Source organism: Dyadobacter ginsengisoli DSM 21015 (genome assembly GCF_059568735.1).
This window is the reverse complement of sequence record NZ_JCANTY010000003.1, coordinates 458,271-476,723: the sequence shown is the minus strand read 5'-3', so window position 1 is coordinate 476,723 and position 18,453 is coordinate 458,271. Positions and strand designations below refer to the sequence as shown.

Below are 18,453 nucleotides of genomic sequence, written 5' to 3'. Positions count from 1 at the left end.
TACGCATTCGGTTACATTTGTATATACAATATTCTTACAGTAACGACAGTATCACGCTGCCGCTCCGGCAGCCGCTCAACGTTCAGAAAGATTTACCTAACCTTTTTAAAATGCTATGAAAAGATGTCTGCTAGGGTTCTTGTGCCTTTTTATTTCTCTTGAGTTATTTGGCCAATCGCTGGAAGGTGATCGACTGGCCTTGGTGGCAATTTATAACGCTACTACATCGGGAGCACCGGATTACTCCAACGACATTACCGGCTGGGATGTTCCGGGTACGCCAGGCGATAGCCCTTGTGGCTGGCCGGGGGTAACCTGTGAGGGAGGGCGTGTAACAAGATTGGATTTGTCACAAAACCAGGTTCACGGTCCCATTGCGCCGGAAATCGGTAATCTGACAGAATTGAAATATCTCAACTTCGAAGGTGCCGGAGCCGAAATGTTTCCATGGGTAGGCGAGATTCCTGTGACGTTGGGAAACCTTACAAAGTTGGAATACCTGAACCTACGCCATAACAGGATCGGCATTGTTAATATGGGGGTGATCGGCGCTCTCACCAACCTGAAAGAGTTGGCAGTTACCCCGCTTGGGGAAATCCCGTCTGAATGGGCTAGTCTAACCAATCTAGAAGTGCTTTATCTTGGTAGTGGTGAAGCATTCGGCCCCTCGGAGAAATTTACATTTCCAAGCTTTTTGACCAGTTTTACCAAATTGAGAGAGTTGTATTTGATACAACAACTGAGCGGCACATTTCCAGCTCAGGTTGCAGGCTTGCCTAATCTGGAAGTTCTCGAAATAGGGGGTAACCATTTCTTAACGGGTCAGATCCCGACGGTAATCGGAAATTTGTCTAAATTGAAAAAACTGTCGATCTGGCGAAATCCCTTGAATGGCCCGATCCCTGCTGAGATCGGAAGTCTGGTGAATTTGGAAACCCTGCAGTTAGTCGACACCCCACTTTCCGGCGGCATTCCCTCGGAGATCAATAATCTCACCAAGCTTTCACGCATAGAAATCGGAAGCACACAATTAGGAGGAGTATTTCCTTCGATCAGCAACCTGACGTCTCTGAATCACCTGGATATCAGGTATAATAACTTCCAAGGGCCACTCCCCAGTCTTGCGAACGTTCCTGTTTCGGGATACGTCAATATAAGTAGCAACGCTTTTACCTTTGCCGGATTAGAAGGGAATATCAGTAAGCTGGATGGTTATGCCAGCCAGGCAAATATTCCGATCTCCGCCAATGTTGACCTGGGCGCAGGAGGAGTGGGGGTTTTGTATGTGGAAGCAGGTGGTACATTATCAAACAACACATATAAGTGGTTTAAAAATGGCGCATTGATCGCCACCAATGTGGGTGACCAATCGCTTGCTGTAACGGAGGAGGCATTATATCGTGTCGAAGTTACTAACAGCATCGTTGTCGGGTTGAAACTGGTAAGTAATAACTACAGCTTTGTTAAACTTCCGGTGACCCTCATTGCATTCAGCGGTGAAAAGAATGGACATCAGAATAACCTCAACTGGCAGACCAGCTCAGAAGTCAGCAATAGAGGTTTCGAAATCGAGCGGAGTTCGGATGCCCGGACATTTGAAACGATCGGTTTTGTGGATGGAAATGGTGATACCAAAGAAATCCATTCCTATCATTTTACGGATCTTGCACCGTTGCCGACAGCTTATTATCGTTTAAAGCAGCTGGATCATGACGGTAAATTCGAGTATTCGAAAGTAATCGTAGTGAAGACACCACAAGAACCACTGCGCATTTACCCGAATCCTGCACACACCAATATCACGATCGCCGGTTATCAAGGGCATCCGGATATTTCGGTATTCAATCACTCGGGCAAACTGGTATTAGAGGATAAAAACAGCCGGGGCCATTTGAATGTACGAACATTAAAAAATGGCATCTATACGATCCAAATAGGCGGTGAATCTAAAAAACTATTAATTCAGCGATAAGAGAGTAAGTTATTTTCGATCTAAAGGTTTCGATTGTGGTAGCACAGTCGAAACCTTTCTCTACTTATTGAAGCGACTAGCTTATACCTATAAGATTGTAAGTTATTTTCTCAGGACCTTTTGGATATCGTCGATCATCATGGATGTGCGAATATCCACACCCTGCTTGGTCAAATGATAATAAGTATCAAAAAATAATGAGTCGGCAAATTTGTATTTTTCGGGCCGGGCAAGCACTGGAACGTTCGCTCTCTCAATCTCTTTCATGATATGGTTGATCAACGCTGTTTGATTATCGTAGGAGCTGGATTGATAAACGGGAGGTACTAACACCATCAGTGCTGAACGAGACAAGACGTAATACTGGAAGTTCTTTAAGAACGAAATAGTATGACTCAGCACTGGCTCATCATTAGCCACAGGCTGAGCGGGAGTCACAGCGACACGTGGCAAAGTCCAATGAATATAGACATCTCCATATTCGTTAAATGCTTTTCTGTCATACAGCCCAACTTTTTGGTTAGGTTTTGTTGTGGGTTTGAGTTTGGAGGCGGCGTATCGAGGTATGAATTTTAGCAGATGCCACCATTGTATAAAATCTACGTATCCTTTGCCTGGGGCGAATACGTCAAAAAGAACGGCAACTAACTCGATGTTGCCATAAAATGCATTAGTGTGAAATTGGTTATATTCTGGCACTACGACGACTATGTCTCCTTTTTGGATATAGGGTTTGATATCATTCAGATAATACTTTATCCCGATACCGGCATGTAACCCGGCATTAACCACCGGCATAGACAATTTTTGTTCGATTTTTTTGCTGTCTAAGCCAAAGCTGAGATTTGAGCCACCTATGAAGATAATTTTAGGAGATGGTGTTTTCTTGAGTCGTTGATGTTTATCCAGTAAAGCTCCCATCATATTGTGTCGTACCTTCGGATTTGGCAGAATCAGCAATGCAGAGCCAAGGATTATAAATATTAGTACAGTTAAAATCAGAATTTTAACTAGAAATTTTTTCATATTGGATCAGAATTGAAAATAGATAAATTCCTGACTTTCTTTGAAATTAGCAACACAAATCACTAAAAGTACCACATACATCGCCCAGCGCAATGCAGGCATCCTGATACTGTCGATTGCAAGGCCATGTAATTTCCCGCGTTGAAACCACTCGACTCCGAGCATAAAGAGGATCACAAATAACTGAGTTCGATATCCATGCAATGGCATGCTGAAAAAAGAGCGATTGAACATGCCATTGAAATAATCAATCGTGTCGGAGAGATCCGTCGCTCTGAAGAAGATCCAGCCAACTGCTACAAGGCTGAAAGTAGTCATCGTTTGAATGAGTTCGCGGAATGAAGGTAAAAGCCGGCCTTGGGCGATGGTGTCAAGTTGTTTGCGGCCTTTGCCGAGCATTATGATGATGAGGAATAGCAAGCCATGATAAATACCCCAGATAATATACGTCCAGTTAGCTCCATGCCAAAAACCACTGACTGTAAAGATGATGAGCGTGTTCCGGATGCTTTTAAATTTGCCTTCCCGATTTCCTCCGAGCGGAAAATATACATAGTCCTTAAACCATGATGAAAGCGAAATATGCCATCTACGCCAGAATTCGGCGATATCACGGGAAAAATAAGGAAATGCAAAATTTCGAAGCAGTTCAAAACCGAACAAGCGTGCTGTCCCGAGAGCAATGTCGGAATACCCTGAAAAATCGCAGTAAATCTGAAAAGAGAATAACAATGCACCTATGAAGAGAGTACTGCCAGAGTGAGAGCCAGGGCTGGAAAAAACTGTATTAACATAGTCTGCACAACCGTCGGCAATCACAATTTTCTTGAAAAAGCCCCAGAGCATCTGGCGCATGCCATCTACGGCACTATGGTATTCAAAGTTGCGCGGCTTTTTGATTTGTGGTAAAAGGTGTGTGGATCTTTCAATAGGTCCGGCTACTAACAATGGAAAGAAGCTCACAAATAGTGAATATTCCACAAGGTTGGTTGTGGGATCTATTTTTCGGTTGAAAATGTCGAAAACGTATGAAAGACCGTGGAAGGTATAAAAGGAGATTCCTATCGGTAGGATAATGTTAAGGGTTTCGATATGTGGATTTAGTCCGACTGTATTCAAAAATGAAGCAAACGAACTGACGAAGAAGTTGCAATATTTAAAATAGGCGAGAAAACCAACATTGATAACGATGCTCGCGATCAACCACATTTTTCGGGCAGTGTCTGACCGGGCGTTGTGGATTTTCATACCGCTGTAAAAATCAAGAGCGGTGGAAAAAGTCAAAAGAAAGAGGAAACGCCAGTCCCAGCAAGCATAGAAAAAATAGCTGCTGATAAGCAGGAGCGTGTTTTGATACCGGAGCGAATTCCTCGCGACAAACCAATAGAGAACAAAAACGACAGGAAGAAATATGGCAAAACCTAGAGAGTTAAACAACATGGGTTTAGGAGGGTGGTTCTATGGAATTCTAAGGTAAGCAATAATAAGTAGCTAAATTCGAAAGATTATTATTTGGTTTCAATTGGTTACTTGGAGATAAAGACACAAAGGAGGTAAGGTGATTTGATGTTTCGAAAGTCTTACCTTACGGACACTTACTTCTGGGTTATTGGTGTCTTCAAACTTCCAATTCTCACATTAATTCTCAAATTATTTCAACATGCAGGATACAACAGGACGGTGCGGATAGGTAAGTTTCCTAATCTTGTGTTCAGGTTCAGAGTAGTATTTATCTGCTAAAATACTTTCTCCAAATAAGATCTTTTACCTCAAAAACGACAAATAATCAAGAAACAAATATGAGCAGTTCGAAAGTAAGCCAGTACAGGTACGTAAGCTATTTATGGGACGAAGAGAAAGCGGCTTCCCTGGGTGATGATCAGGTAGCACTTCTTTTATACCGTTCGAATCTGTTGGGTGCAGATCTCCGTCTGACCAACTATGCCGGTGGTAACACAAGCTGTAAAACGATCGAAAAGGACCCATTGACAGGCAATCCGGTGGAGGTAATGTGGATCAAGGGGTCTGGCGGGGATATTGGTACTTTAACAAGAAGCGGTTTGGCCGGTTTGTATGTCGACCGGCTGCACAGCCTGAAAAACATCTATCGCGGACTAGAGTTCGAAGATGAGATGGTGGAATTGTTCAACCATTGTATTTATGATCTGAAATCGAAGGCTCCTTCGATCGATACGCCACTGCATGGTCTGCTGCCGTTCAAGCATATCGATCACCTGCACCCCGACGCATTGATCGCCATCGCTGCTTCCAAAGAAGGTGAAGCAATTACCAAAGAGCTGTTCAACGGCGAACTGGCCTGGGTACCCTGGCAGCGTCCGGGCTTCGATCTCGGCTTGCAACTGGAACAGGCATTGAAAGACAACCCAGGTATCCGGGGTATCGTTCTGGGTGGACATGGTTTGTTTACCTGGGGTGATACGGCTTACGAGTCATACATTAATACGCTCGATACCATCGAGAGAGCGTCGGAATACCTGGCTGAAAATTATGGCAAAAAACGGCCGGTTTTTGGAGGTGCCCGCATCGAAAGTGAAGGAAAGGAGCGCCGTACTGCCATCGCAGGCAAGCTGGCTCCCTATCTGCGTGGTCTGGCATCGGAGAAACAGGCGATGATAGGACATTTCACCGACGATGAACGCGTACTCGAATTCATCGCCAGCCACGATCTCGACAAACTGGCCCCACTGGGAACCAGCTGTCCTGACCACTTCCTGCGGACGAAAATCCGCCCGTTGGTACTGGACCTGCCATTTGAAAAACTGGAAGCAGCCGATCAGGAAATCCTGGATCATATCAGACCACAGTTTGAAGCTTACCGCGTAGATTATCAGGCATATTATGACCGCTGCAAGCATGACAACAGCCCGGCGGTGCGTGACCCGAACCCGGTGATCATCCTGTTGCCAGGCGTCGGAATGTTCTCGTTTGCCAAAGACAAGCAGACTGCACGTGTTGCAGCAGAGTTTTATATCAATGCAATCAATGTAATGAAAGGCGCCGAGGCGATTTCATCTTACGTGTCGCTGCCGGAGCAGGAAGCATTCGATATCGAGTACTGGTTGCTGGAAGAGGCCAAGTTGCAACGTATGCCGAAGGAGAAATCGGTATCGCGCAAAGTGGCGTTTGTTACAGGCGGCTCAGGCGGTATTGGAAAGGCAATTGCTCAGAAATTGTTGCAGGAAGGTGCATGCGTGGTCATTTCAGACATCGATGAAAAAGCATTGGCTGAAACCAAAGCCGAGTTCGATGCGAAATTCGGAAAGGATTTTTCGGATACGACGGTAGCCAACGTACTCGATGACCAGCAGATCAAAGCCGCATTGCACGCAGCCAAGCTGAAATACGGCGGTGTGGACATCGTGGTAAATTGCGCGGGTCTTTCGATTTCAAAACCATTGGCTGAAACGACGATCAAAGACTGGGATATTTTGCAGGATGTACTGGTAAAAGGCCAGTTCCTGGTATCGCAGGAGTCGGTGGCGATCATGCGTCAGCAAGGTTTGGGTGGCGACATTATCAACATCGCAAGCAAGAACGGTATCGTTTCCGGGCCAAACAATGTAGCCTACGGAACTGCCAAAGCGGCGCAGCAACATATGTCACGGCTGCTCGCTGCCGAGCTTGGCCCCGACAGGATCCGCGTGAACGTGGTGAACCCGGATGCCGTAATCGCAGGCAGCAAGATATGGGAAAGCGGCTGGGCTGCCGGACGTGCCAAAGCATATGGTATCAAAGTAGAAGAATTGCCGGCTTATTATGCGAAAAGAACCGTTCTGAATGCGGAGATCCATACCGATGACATTGCCAACGGTGTTTACATCTTCGTGAGCGGTTTGTTGAACAAGAGCACCGGAAACGTGATCAACGTGGATGGCGGTGTTCCTGCGGCATTCCTCAGATAATATTAAGATTTGCACCGATTAGACTTGTCAGGCGTTAAAACCGGGCAAGTCTATTTTCATACCAAACCATTTTAATATGAAAATTGAACAGTATCAGATCGACCAGCACAACGATAGCCTGTTTTCAAGGCACAATAATCAGTTCATATTCCTGAAAGAGCAACTAGGCGAACAGGGCATCAACGCGAACGACATCGTCAAAGCATTAGAGGCGTTCCAGGTCGCTATCCCAAGTTGGGCATTGGGTACGGGTGGTACGCGCTTCGGACGTTTTTCAGGAGTGGGCGAGCCCCGTTCTTTGGAAGAGAAAATCGAGGATGTGGGCCTGCTGCACGCATTGAACCGTTCGAGTGGTTCCATTTCGCTGCATATTCCCTGGGACATTCCTGGCCAGGCGCAGCCGATTATTGATCTGGCAACTTCGCTGGATCTGAAATTCGACGCGGTCAATTCCAACACTTTTCAGGACCAGAAGGATCAGGCGCATTCCTATAAATTCGGCTCGCTATCGCATGTGGACGCCAAAGTGCGGAAGCAGGCGGTCGAACATAATATCGAAGTGATCAAGTATGGAAAGGATCTTGGATCCAAAGCATTATCGATCTGGCTTTCGGATGGCTCCTGCTTTCCCGGGCAATCCAATTTTGTAAAGTCTTTCCAGAATACGCTTGAATCTTTGCAGGACATTTACGCCGCGTTACCCGACGACTGGAAGGTTTACGTGGAATACAAGTCGTACGAGCCTAATTTCTATTCGACTGTGATCCAGGATTGGGGAAGTTCATTGCTATTCTGTCAGAAACTGGGAGCCAAGGCCGATGTACTCGTTGATTTGGGGCATCACTTACCTAATGCAAATATAGAACAGATCGTGGCGACGCTGATGATGGAGGGCCGCCTGGCAGGTTTCCATTTCAATGATTCCAAATATGGCGATGACGACCTGACTGTCGGCAGTATTCGCCCATATATGCTCTTCCTGATTTTTGTGGAGCTGATAGAAGGGATGAAGCGTGCCGGCCGTGCCAGCGATACCTATGCATGGATGATCGACGCGAGCCATAATGTAAAAGATCCGCTGGAAGATCTGCTTCAATCAGTAGAAGCGATCTTGCTGGCGCACGCACAGGCATTGATCGTAGACCGCAGGAAACTGGAAGAAGCCAGAATGCAGAACGACGTTGTGCTGGCTCAGCAGATCCTGCAGAATGCTTTCCGCACTGACGTACGCCCGCTTGTACGTGAGGCAATGCGTCTGAGCGGAGGGGCGCTCGATCCCATCGGCTTGTTCAGAAACCTGAACGTGCGCAATGAACTCATGAATGAGCGCGGCAAACTGACGGTAGCGACAGGCCTTTAAAGTATCACGAAAAGATTCTCCTTAATATTGACTTCAGGAGAATCTTTTCGCAATGATTTATCGAGTTAGTGCTCATCTTCTGCAAAGGTTAAAAAGAATCCATCTACATCCCTTACAGTGAACTCCGTTGCACCGTAAAAAGTCTTCTCCAAACCTTTAATGACCTCAACCTTCATCTTGATCTCGTCATAAAACGCTCGGATCTTCTGAGTTTTTATATAGAACAATAGACTCCCTCCTGACTTTGACCGATCTATTTCAGGTAGCTCATCGCCCATACTAGCAAAGGTTTGCATCATTATCGTGACGCCACCATTAGTAATCATTCCCCAAACAGGTTCTCCCTTGTCTGGGACAGTCATTGATACTTTAAAACCTAACAGCCGATAGAATGCGATTGTTCGATGGATATCTTTAACAAAAGTATTTACTACAAGGGTTTCCATGTTTTGTTCCATGTTTTGAAGAAGTTTAGATAATTATTAAACCTTCAATCAGACCAGGAACATTGAGTTTGTATTGTAAGATACGTATTTTTATTAAAGTGATTTTCGCCGGATCAGGGTAAACGGATTTTTGATAATGGCCCTTTTTCCCTCCCGGATCAGTTCGGCGGCAGTTCTCCCCATTTGCTCGTGGTCGGTGGAAATAGTGGTGATGCCGTCGAGCAGGATTTCTTTCAACGGTGTTTCATTGTAGGAAATGATGCCAATGTCCTTTCCGATCGTCAGCTGCTGCTCCTTGCATTTTTTGATCAGGTTCACGAGGTCATTTTCTTCAATGACCACATAGGCGGTGTCTTTTACAGCCGTGCTGTTTTCGTGAAAATCGTACATGATCTCATGCTCAAACTGGTGCTGAATGCAGAAAATCCGGAAACCCTTGATGATTTCCTTCGGATAGCGGATGATAGTCGGGAAAATCAGGATCAGTTTTTTGTATACCTTCAGCAAATCCACTGCCTCATTCAGCGCATGCACGATGTCCTTTTCAAAATTCTGGAAAACGGATGAATGCTTCTTGCTGTTGAACTCTATATCCTTGTCAAGCAGGATCAGCTTCTCGGGCGGGATCAATTTCAGTGTCTCGATCGCCTCCTCGGCTTTCTCATAAAAGTGTGGCATGATCACGTAGTAATCGTATTCGCCCAGACTGTTTTTGATCAGGTTCTTGAAAATATTGGTATTGGAATGGTGGATGTGAAGGTCTACATTGACATTCCGCCCGATGTTCTCCACAAATGCATTGTAAACCTGTTTTTTATAATTGCTGATTTTATTGAAAACAAGCAGGATTCTCAATGATGTTTCGATATCGACACGATTGATAAAGTAGCCCTTGCCGCGTACGGAGATCAGCACGCCGTCCTTGATGAGGTGCTTATATGCCTTTTCAACGGTATCACGGGAAAGCAGGTATTCTTCACTTAACTGGTTGATAGAAGGTATTTTGTCGCCTCTTTTCAGCTTTCCCTTGCTAATCGCTTGCAAAAGCGATTTGATGATTTGCATGTATTTGGGTGCACTCTCCTTGAACTCAATGTCAAATTGTATTTCCATTCATGAACGTGGGTTTGGATCAAGCTAAAAGTAACATTTTTCTCTGTTTTTAAAGCGTAAACAGACAGTCTTGAAAACAAAAACAACCCGCCGGGTAATACTACTATCCCGGCGGGTTGTTTTTATATTAAACTATGCTGTTATCTGGGTCCGCGGCTGCTCCTTTCACTGGCACCACGGCCTCCGCCGTTGTCGCCGGAAGAGCGGCTTCCGCGATCATTTCCCCTCGGCTCCGACGGTGCGCTTCTTTCCTGGCGCTCTACGCGTGGGGCAGGCGCTTCGTAAGATCCACGGCCACGACCGGAAGGTTCTGCGGAGCGTTCCGCGCGGTTGTTTCGCTCGGATCCGTTGCCAAAGTCACGGTTACGCTCGGGCTGGCTGGGAGCTTCGTAGCGGCCGCTGCGTTCCGAGGGAGCCGTCACAGGGGCAGACTCCCGGTTTCTTCCGAAGCGATCGTTTCCGCGTTCTTCCGGCACATTGCGTTGCGCCTCACGGGAGCGGTTGCTGGAAGGGTACTCTCTTCTCGCATTGTCGGGGCGATCCTCGATACGGTTGTCGTAATTCCGGTTGCTCCGGTCACGCCCCGTATTCATATCCACTGTTGAACCTTCCCGGGTGGGGCTGTTTCTTCGGGTTCCTCCATATTCGCCGGCGCCGTAACGGTCATTCCCGCGACCTGATTCAGCCACTATTACCCTTCCGCGACCTCTTGGGCTCATGTCGATGGTGCGTACGGGAACATCGCGGCGTGTTACGCGTTGGATTTCATCCCTGCGCGGACCGTACACATAAGTCCGGTTATTGCTGCGATAGTAATTGTTGATAATCACTGTGTTATTGTAATAGTGTGACACACGGCCCCGCGGTGCGCAGTAATTGTGCCAGCGGGGATTGGTAATGTAGCGCTGAGGCACAAAGACCCACCAGAACGACGGAATGTTGATCGAAACGTTGATATTCACGCCGGGACCCAGCGGTGCCCACCCATAGTAGCCGCCACCGGAGCGCCAGTTAACCCACGCGGGGCCCCATTCATAGTCAGGGATCCAGAACCAGCCGACATAATCGTCGTATGACCAGCGGCCATAGTGAAACGGTGCCCAGCCCCAGTCATATTCGGAAACCCAGGTATTACCATATTCGGTCACCTCCCAATATCCGGAAGTGGAATAGGGCTGGAAACCACGGGGTACGTCCGGTATCCACACGGAGCCATATTGCGGGTTACGCGTCCATCGCCCGTAAGGAGCAAGTTCGTCGTAAAAAGTTTGAAAAGTGATGCTGAAACCGGGCTGAGCCTGGGTTTTGTTCGAAATCGAAACACCGCCGAGCATTAAAATGAGCAACCCGAATATCCGTAGTGTTCGCATGGTGTCCATGGCTTTATGTTTAAATTGTTTCCTGTTGTTAAAAATCGATTCTTGGACGTTACTTTTAGATTCTGGTTTAATGTCGTTGCCAGGCATTAACACGTGTTAACAAAACTTTGAAAAAATGATTAATCCTGAAATCCTGCACCCTGAACTGGTTTTCCAGACGGCCAGGAGCGGTGGCAAGGGAGGACAAAATGTGAATAAGGTAGAAACCAAGGTTGAACTGCGTTTTGATATCCCGAATTCGCAATTCCTGACCGGAGCGGACAAGCAAAAGCTTACCGAAAAATTATCCAACAAACTAACGAACGGTAAAGTGCTGGTATTATACCATCAGACAGAGCGTTCCCAATTGGCGAATAAAGACAAGGTCGTCGAAAAGTTTGACAGGCTTATCCGTCAGGCACTTGCCGTAGAAAAGGACCGCAAGCCCACCAGGCCGACATTAGCTTCCAAGTTGGACAGATTAAAGGCAAAACAGCGCAATGCCGCCGTTAAATCGATGCGCCGTAAACCTTTTGAAGAATAAAATGTAATCCCCATGATCGCCGTCACTCCTGCTCAACCAAAACTTAGTGCCGTTTTTACATTGCCCGTTATTGTTGCCTCACTGGGCTATTTCGTGGATGTTTATGATCTGCTGTTGTTTAATATCGTTCGCGTACCGAGCCTGAAAGACCTGGGACTTTCGGAAGAAGCCATTTCACAGATCGGGGCCAATATTTATAACTGGCAGCAGGCCGGGTTGCTGATAGGAGGTTTTATATGGGGTATACTGGGGGATAAGTTCGGTCGGCGTTCCGTGTTGTTCGGATCTATACTCACCTATTCTCTCGCCAATATCGCCTGCGGTTTTGCGCATGATGTAGAAATCTATTCGGTTCTGCGATTTATTGCGGGATTTGGGTTGGCGGGTGAACTCGGTGCGGGAATCACCCTGATCGCGGAAATACTGCCGAAAGAACTGCGCGGTTATGGGGCATCGGTGGTGGCCAGTGTGGGGCTTGCCGGCGCCATTGCCGCCTTTTTCGCGGTGAAGCTCACCGATTGGCGAATGGCCTACTTTATCGGAGGAGGAATGGGACTGATCCTGCTGATTCTCCGGGTTAATGTGCTGGAATCCATTGTTTTTAATAAAAGCCTCGAAAAACGGGGCTCGAAGCCTGTTCCCTGGTGGACGATCTTTACCAGTTGGTCACGATTCGTGCGGTATATGCGATGTATGGGAATAGGCCTGCCTACCTACATGGTGATCGGCATTTATTCCACATTCGGAAATGAGTTTGCAAAGGCATTGGGTATTGCAGGAGACATTCAGGCAAGCACGTGCGTGCTCTACACCTATATAGGCGTGGTAACAGGCGACTTTTTCAGCGGGATTCTCAGTCAGTGGCTGAGGTCGAGGCGAAAGGCCATCCTGCTCATGATGGCAATGACCTTTGCCGGTATGGTGTGGCTGCTTTTTGGCGGAATACAGTCAGCTTCGGTATTGTACGCCTGCTATGTGTGGCTGGGCTTTTCTATCGGCTACATTGCCATGTTCCTGACAACCACTGCTGAACAGTTTGGTACGAATCTCCGCGCGACCGTCACTACTTCGGTTGCGAACAATGTGAGGGCGACCGTGCTCCTTACACTTCCATTGTTTCAGTTCCTTAAACCGGGTTGGGGCGTGCTGCATTCGGGTGCGATCGTTGGAGCGATCTGCTTTTCACTCGCCTTGCTATCGCTCCGGAGTATGGAAGAAACTTACGGTAAAGACCTGGATTACGAAGAGGCCTGACGACTCAGCTTTCAGGCGACACCTCGCCAAAAATCAGTTTGTCGGGAGTCGGGTATTCCAATAGCCTGGAAAAATCGACTTTCCAGAAATCCAGATCCAGTAATTGACCGTTGTTGTCTTGTGTCAATGTAATCACGACCGGCGTATCGTCTACATCCACATATTCGGCCTGGATCAAGTCCCCTGCATAGCCATTTACGTCTCCCCCGAGGCTGATGCTTCCCATTTTTCCGCCTTCATATTCATCCACTTCGGCATTGACCGGATAAGCGATCGGATCTAGGTTCAGTTTTCCGAGCAGGAAATGGATCAGGTTGAGTTCTTCCGGGCGAATGGGTCTGAGATTGCTCATGATTTGAATCTATAATAGTAAGAAAGGGCTATGCCGCCGCTTTGCCACGCCATTGTTCTGCTTTTTTCGCGACAAACCAGAAGGATAACGCCAGGATTGCAAAGAAAATCCCCGCATTGGTCCGGTCCCAGAAATACTCAAAATAGCGTGTGTAAATGTTAAGCAGGAAAAACACCAGGCAAAGATCGCGTAATGTCTCCTGCTTATTTTGAAATGCATAATACAGCATGCCTGCCAGCACCAGCGTGAAACCCAAAGCCCAGAACCAGAAATGACTTTGTTTAAGCGCTTTCCAGCCATCGTAGTCGGCATAATTACCAAACATGGATAATGTCCAGCCTGCGAGCAGGAACAGGAACAAGCCGATGGTATAAGTAATATCTTTCAGGAACGCCAGCGGCGGAATTTTTCCCATAATCCATGATGACGCCCAGATGATCAGGCCGAAAGCGGTCATACGCAAGGGATAGTTCATGCCCATGAAACGGTAGCTCCCTCCCGACCAGTAGTGCGTTTGCGCGCCCCACCATCCTGCGAGCGCCACGACTGCGGCCACCCAAAGCAACGTAGACCGTAGAAAAATGGCAATGCCGCCATAAGCCAATGCTGCGAAGAGAAGCGGCAGTGCATAATTACCTGGTCCGTCGAGCAATCCTCTTGTCCAGTAGGTAATGGCAATGGCTACGGTAAGGATGATGGTAATGTTGTAAACTTCATTGCTGATCTTCGCGCCTTGCGTTTTGTTCAGACGCCTTTTGGCCAGATACACAAAAAGACCGGCGATAAAAGTAAACGCAATACCGACGATATTCTCCGAAAAGCCCCATCGCTTCCGCAGCAACTCGATCCATTTTTCGTCAAGGACCAATGCCCCGAATGCCAGCAAACCGCAGGAAACAGCTGAAATCAGTGCGTAAACTGCGATGACGTCTACGTTGGCATTCCGGATGCTGTAACTGCTTCGTAATTCTTGGGCCAGGTCTTTCGAAATGCGCGTTTCATCCTCCCACGTCTGAATGGCCCGGTTGACGATCTCCGCCTCTTTTTTGTCTAACTCCATTCAGTGTTTTTGGTGTTGATGAATTAAAACCGTTCCGGGTAAGGCTAGTTAAATGCTTCGATTTTGTCTTTGAATATGACTATCCGCTTGTAGGTTTGACTTAGCCGAATTACCTCATTCTATACGTTGGAAACAAGCATATGAAATGCTTCCATAGTTATGTTGCCGGTAGGAAAATGGATGATGCGAGGAGGAGGCGTGGAGCCGGCTGGTCGTTCCGGCAAAAGGAATTCGAATACGGTCTGAACGATAATCCGCATTCCCTGATGATAGGCCGCCCATTGCAAATGTCTGTATCAATAGCGATTCGTTCAGTTAGACACGTTGTCATGTCTTAACTTTTTTCAAATATACTCAAATCAATCATACAACAACTGCTACGCCACTTTTGTCCTTTGTGTAAAAATAAACCCCGGAATGATCAAATCCCGGGGTTTATAATGCTTTCGAACTTTTATTACTTTTTCAATCCGGAGAGGAATTCAACCACGTCCCGGATTTCCCGCTTCGACATGATATTACCCATCGGCGGCATGCTGGAAGGCACGTTTTCGCGTTTGGCAATCCGTGAAACGGCGATTTTCAACGGTTCTGCTTCTGAGGTTTTCAGTACCAGTTCATGTTCGTTTTCCTGGGCCAGGATCCCGGCGGCGGACGTACCGTCTTTCAAAGTCAGCATGACCATCCCGAATCCCGGTGAAAGCCGGGCGCTTGGCTCAACCAGCGCTTGCAGGATTTGCTCACGCGTCAGAACATTCCCGATGTTGGAAAGATTGGGACCAACTTCACCGCCCTGCCCGCCGATCGAATGGCAGCGAACGCATTCCGCAGCGGAACTGGTCATGAAATAGCGACGACCAAGCTGGGCATTTCCACCAAACAATGCATCCTGATAATCGGCAGCGGTCGCACCTTGCTTACGCAACGGCGCGATTTTTGCGATCAGCGCGCTCGACTTGGTTGAGTCAACCGCTTCGCCAAGGTCAAGTAACAGGTTTTGAGGCAATTTGTTATCCGCCATTTTCCCGATCAGACCTGTAAAAATCGTTTCGGTTTTCGCCACAGGCAGACTACCCAGTACTTTCAGGATTTGCTGCTGTTCACGAACACTGCCTTTATCAAAGATGGTGTTCGAAATATCGGTCAACGCCTCTTTTGACATATTAACACTTCCTACCATTCCCAGGGCCGCTGTTCGAACATCAGCATCGGAATCGCTCATACCTTTCTTCATCGCGGTTTCCATATCCGTATATTTCAGCCCGTTCAATGCCACGAGTACCGCAGTGCGGACTTTTGGGTCTTTGCTATCATTCAGGATTTTTGCTAACGCGGCGTTGTTGTCGCTTACATTCAGATTCGTCAGCATTTGCGCTGTTGCGATCAGGATTTCAGCCTCGTTTTCCTGCAAAAGATCCGCCACCATCGGCTTGATCTTCGCTTTTACAATAGCGGGGTCGCGCTCCATCGGGCCACGGTACCGTCCATCGACCCGGTCCATTACGGATGGGCTTGCCCAGGTTCCAAGTGTAGCCAGGGCTTCCGCACGGATCTCTTTGTCGACATCCTTTCTTTTTGCAAATGCGATCAGGTCGTTCAGTTGAGCCTCGCCGCCGCCGCGCAGGGCCGCATTGATAGCCCGACGCAACAGTGGTTCTGAGGTAAAATGTTTTTCGTTTAAAACAGCGGCAAGTGCTGGCAATGCGGCCGGGATGGAAGTATCATCATTGATACCGCGGGCGGCTTCCGCAACGATATATTCGTCCTTGTCTTTCAGGAAAGCAGTGATTTGCTCGTTTTTCATCCGGCGCAGCACAAGCACACCTGCGATACGCAAAGACTTTTCAGGACTGCCGGCCAATGCGACTATCGGTGAAACCTCGCCTATGCGCGAGAGCGCGAGCACCGCCGCGTGACGCAGATACACGTCCTCGTCATTATTGGCCTTAATCATACCAAGCAATGGCGTTACCGCATTTTTGTCACGGATACGTCCCAGCGCCTGTGCTGCGTGGAATTGTACGCGAGGATTTTTGCTTGTGAGCATCGGGATCAGCATCGGTCCTGCTTCCGCGATTTTAGCGTCGCCGAGTACTTTTGCGGCCTGGACCGCAATTTCTTCATCCGAGTCTTTTAGTAAAGTCATCAGCACATTGGCGTAGGACTTGTCTTGACGCGCGAGCTGCCCCATTCCCCAGATTCCGTGGATGCGCCCAAACTGGTTGCTCGTCTGTGCAATGGACTTAGCTAATACAGCCGCGCCTTTTGCGCCCCTGGAAGCCAGTTCAAACTGCGCTTTCTGGCGGATACGCATATCTTCGTAAGAAAGCAATGGCAGTAATGCATCGTCGGATTGTTTGGTGTAATCCAGCTGCATCAGGCGCTTGGTTTCCGTGCGTACCGCTTTCAGATCGTTCTTTTCGTCGGTGACGTCTAGTTTCCATACCCGTCCATAGTTTTTGGTATCCCAGCCATTGATCCAGTCGGCCACGTACAATGCGCCGTCTGGGCCAAAACGGATACCGGTGGTCAGGATACCTGTCAGAATATTTTTTTCACCATCCAGTACAAAAGAAGCGCCTTTGGGTTTCAAACCAAATGACCAGATCGGCGAACGTGCAGGGTTACCTACGAACTCGACCAGGAAGAACTTGTTTTTCCACTCCTTGCCCAACGCGGTACCGGGATTGTACTGCATTCCGGTAGGGCCATTATGGAAGTTCTGAATCGGGGGAATAATGTATGCAGCCTGGCCGTCCCAGCGTGGTTTGAATAGTTTTTCATCCATCCAAACCTTGTAGCTATTGTTTTTGGAATCGGTGTATTTACCATATTGCCAGTTGGATCGCCATCCTGCGTCGGAACCTTCCACGACGTGTACGAGCCTTTCGCTCTCACCGGGATGGTCGCCGTCGTTGTCCGAGCTGATGAGGTTGCCATATTCGTCAAACACGAATTCGTGCGTATTACGCAACCCGTGCGCGAATATTTCAAAATCACTGCCGTCCGGGTTTGAGCGCGCGATAATTCCCGAGTTGGGATGTTCATGTTTGACGCCCTCCGCGGTGGTTATGTTGGCCCCGATGTCCCCGATGTTCCAGTAAATTCTACCGTCAGGTCCCTCGATCGGGTTGGACATCCCGTGTCCGCTGAATCCGATGTGCACGCCGTAACCGTGACTGATCGATGTTTTTTCGTCGAGTACACCGTCTCCATTGGTATCTTTCAGTCGCCACACGTCCGGTGCGATGGTTACGAATACATCTTTGGCACGCACCAGCAATCCCCCTGCAACATCGGAAACCTCATCGAAGAAATCGTCGAGAATACGCATAGACACGTCGGCGATGCCGTCGTTGTCGGTGTCTTCAATCCGCCATACCTCGTCTTTTTCCACGGCCAGATCTTTCCAGTCATGTGAGCCGTCGCCGTTAAGGTCTTTCAACCAGTTGTTTTCTTTGCTTTTTGCGGGAGCGAATGTTTTATGGAGGAAAGTCCGGCGATCCTCCACGGTTTGAAGTCCAATGGATTCGGTCATCCAGTTCCGGTGTCCACGGATGTCAAACTCTGAATTCTTCTGGCGATTCGTTCTGTTCAGATATACCCTTCCGGCATCATCCATTGCAATGGCAACCGGGTCGGGTGCGAGCGAGTCGGAAGCCCAAAGATCGAGTTTGAGGCCGTCTGCCAGCTTAACAACGGTTTTTTCGCGGATTTCTTTGGCTCTTGCCTTGCCTGTTGCCGCATCTTCTTTCACGATCAGCCTGGTGCTGTTGGTTTTAGAGACCGGCCCGGAAGACGGTGCCATTTTCATACACGAGACCACCGCAATCGTGGTGGCAGCCATGAGAGTCAAGGGTGTTTTGAGATGTTTTTTGGAGATCATTGAGAACGTTGCTTAATGCAGAATGAGTCAGGTTCCGTAAGAACCGGTACAAAGGAATTAAAAAAGGAAGAATTTATTGCATTTATTGCCCGGAATGGCATGTAGAAAGCGGTTCTTTAACAAATATCTCCAAATCGGTCATGACGGAAGCAGCCGGGC

The 18,453-nt window shown here is 47.9% G+C and carries 13 protein-coding genes; 5 read left to right on the top strand and 8 right to left on the bottom strand.

Annotated features, from left to right (window positions below; genetic code table 11):
* Positions 1 to 115: 115 nt before the first annotated feature.
* Positions 116 to 1,972 carry a leucine-rich repeat domain-containing protein gene (locus BP71_RS12725; protein ID WP_496379712.1) on the top strand — a complete coding sequence of 619 codons (1,857 nt, stop codon included), beginning with the start codon at positions 116 to 118 and terminating at the stop codon, positions 1,970 to 1,972.
* A 102-nt stretch (positions 1,973 to 2,074) separates the two neighbouring features.
* Here the strand turns inward: BP71_RS12725 and BP71_RS12720 are convergent, their stop codons facing one another.
* Both BP71_RS12720 and BP71_RS12715 read right to left on the bottom strand, forming a co-directional pair.
* Positions 2,075 to 2,998, bottom strand: coding sequence for a hypothetical protein (locus BP71_RS12720; protein ID WP_496379711.1), 924 nt, complete (start codon positions 2,996 to 2,998; stop codon positions 2,075 to 2,077).
* A gap of 6 nt (positions 2,999 to 3,004) precedes the next feature.
* Entirely contained in the window at positions 3,005 to 4,438 is a 1,434-nt protein-coding gene (locus BP71_RS12715) for an MBOAT family O-acyltransferase (protein ID WP_496379709.1), read from the bottom strand.
* A 359-nt stretch (positions 4,439 to 4,797) separates the two neighbouring features.
* Between BP71_RS12715 and BP71_RS12710 the strand changes: the two genes are divergently transcribed.
* Both BP71_RS12710 and BP71_RS12705 read left to right on the top strand, forming a co-directional pair.
* Complete coding sequence (locus BP71_RS12710; RefSeq protein WP_496379707.1) at positions 4,798 to 6,921, top strand: bifunctional aldolase/short-chain dehydrogenase; 2,124 nt, start codon at positions 4,798 to 4,800, stop codon at positions 6,919 to 6,921.
* Positions 6,922 to 6,997: 76 nt separating this feature from the next.
* On the top strand, positions 6,998 to 8,281 hold the full coding sequence (locus tag BP71_RS12705) for a sugar isomerase (RefSeq protein ID WP_496379706.1): 1,284 nt from the start codon (positions 6,998 to 7,000) through the stop codon (positions 8,279 to 8,281).
* A 65-nt stretch (positions 8,282 to 8,346) separates the two neighbouring features.
* On the opposite strand, the gene BP71_RS12700 is transcribed toward BP71_RS12705, so the two are convergent.
* The 3 genes from BP71_RS12700 to BP71_RS12690 form a co-directional block, all read right to left on the bottom strand.
* Positions 8,347 to 8,739: a VOC family protein gene (locus BP71_RS12700; protein ID WP_496379705.1), complete on the bottom strand. Its 393-nt coding sequence runs from the start codon at positions 8,737 to 8,739 to the stop codon at positions 8,347 to 8,349.
* A gap of 81 nt (positions 8,740 to 8,820) precedes the next feature.
* A complete protein-coding gene (locus BP71_RS12695) occupies positions 8,821 to 9,840 on the bottom strand; it encodes a GntR family transcriptional regulator (protein ID WP_496379704.1) in 1,020 nt (339 codons plus the stop codon).
* A 140-nt stretch (positions 9,841 to 9,980) separates the two neighbouring features.
* Positions 9,981 to 11,219, bottom strand: coding sequence for a DUF6600 domain-containing protein (locus tag BP71_RS12690; RefSeq protein WP_496379702.1), 1,239 nt, complete (start codon positions 11,217 to 11,219; stop codon positions 9,981 to 9,983).
* Between the two features lie 115 nt (positions 11,220 to 11,334).
* Here BP71_RS12690 and arfB point away from each other — a divergent pair, with 115 nt between their 5' ends.
* Both arfB and BP71_RS12680 read left to right on the top strand, forming a co-directional pair.
* Positions 11,335 to 11,742 carry an alternative ribosome rescue aminoacyl-tRNA hydrolase ArfB gene (gene arfB / locus BP71_RS12685; protein ID WP_496379700.1) on the top strand — a complete coding sequence of 136 codons (408 nt, stop codon included), beginning with the start codon at positions 11,335 to 11,337 and terminating at the stop codon, positions 11,740 to 11,742.
* 12 nt (positions 11,743 to 11,754) lie between these two features.
* Entirely contained in the window at positions 11,755 to 12,996 is a 1,242-nt protein-coding gene (locus BP71_RS12680) for an MFS transporter (RefSeq protein ID WP_496379698.1), read from the top strand.
* Between the two features lie 4 nt (positions 12,997 to 13,000).
* Here BP71_RS12680 and BP71_RS12675 read toward each other — a convergent pair whose 3' ends face one another.
* The 3 genes from BP71_RS12675 to BP71_RS12665 all read right to left on the bottom strand — a co-directional run bounded on the left by BP71_RS12675 (position 13,001) and on the right by BP71_RS12665 (position 18,294).
* Positions 13,001 to 13,348, bottom strand: coding sequence for a DUF6984 family protein (locus BP71_RS12675; RefSeq protein ID WP_496379696.1), 348 nt, complete (start codon positions 13,346 to 13,348; stop codon positions 13,001 to 13,003).
* Between the two features lie 28 nt (positions 13,349 to 13,376).
* The gene (locus BP71_RS12670; protein ID WP_496379695.1) at positions 13,377 to 14,408 is read right to left on the bottom strand and encodes a hypothetical protein; all 1,032 of its coding nucleotides are present in this window, start codon (positions 14,406 to 14,408) and stop codon (positions 13,377 to 13,379) included.
* Positions 14,409 to 14,865: 457 nt separating this feature from the next.
* A complete protein-coding gene (locus tag BP71_RS12665) occupies positions 14,866 to 18,294 on the bottom strand; it encodes a PVC-type heme-binding CxxCH protein (protein ID WP_496379693.1) in 3,429 nt (1,142 codons plus the stop codon).
* Between the last annotated feature and the right edge of the window lie 159 nt (positions 18,295 to 18,453).

Excerpts from the sequence above, each read along its gene's own strand:
- BP71_RS12725 (WP_496379712.1), top strand. The coding sequence starts at position 116 with ATGAAAAGATGTCTGCTAGGGTTCTTGTGCCTTTTTATTTCTCTTGAG.
- BP71_RS12720 (WP_496379711.1), bottom strand. The coding sequence starts at position 2,998 with ATGAAAAAATTTCTAGTTAAAATTCTGATTTTAACTGTACTAATATTT.
- BP71_RS12715 (WP_496379709.1), bottom strand. The coding sequence starts at position 4,438 with ATGTTGTTTAACTCTCTAGGTTTTGCCATATTTCTTCCTGTCGTTTTT.
- BP71_RS12710 (WP_496379707.1), top strand. The coding sequence starts at position 4,798 with ATGAGCAGTTCGAAAGTAAGCCAGTACAGGTACGTAAGCTATTTATGG.
- BP71_RS12705 (WP_496379706.1), top strand. The coding sequence starts at position 6,998 with ATGAAAATTGAACAGTATCAGATCGACCAGCACAACGATAGCCTGTTT.
- BP71_RS12700 (WP_496379705.1), bottom strand. The coding sequence starts at position 8,739 with ATGGAACAAAACATGGAAACCCTTGTAGTAAATACTTTTGTTAAAGAT.
- BP71_RS12695 (WP_496379704.1), bottom strand. The coding sequence starts at position 9,840 with ATGGAAATACAATTTGACATTGAGTTCAAGGAGAGTGCACCCAAATAC.
- BP71_RS12690 (WP_496379702.1), bottom strand. The coding sequence starts at position 11,219 with ATGGACACCATGCGAACACTACGGATATTCGGGTTGCTCATTTTAATG.
- arfB (WP_496379700.1), top strand. The coding sequence starts at position 11,335 with ATGATTAATCCTGAAATCCTGCACCCTGAACTGGTTTTCCAGACGGCC.
- BP71_RS12680 (WP_496379698.1), top strand. The coding sequence starts at position 11,755 with ATGATCGCCGTCACTCCTGCTCAACCAAAACTTAGTGCCGTTTTTACA.
- BP71_RS12675 (WP_496379696.1), bottom strand. The coding sequence starts at position 13,348 with ATGAGCAATCTCAGACCCATTCGCCCGGAAGAACTCAACCTGATCCAT.
- BP71_RS12670 (WP_496379695.1), bottom strand. The coding sequence starts at position 14,408 with ATGGAGTTAGACAAAAAAGAGGCGGAGATCGTCAACCGGGCCATTCAG.
- BP71_RS12665 (WP_496379693.1), bottom strand. The coding sequence starts at position 18,294 with ATGATCTCCAAAAAACATCTCAAAACACCCTTGACTCTCATGGCTGCC.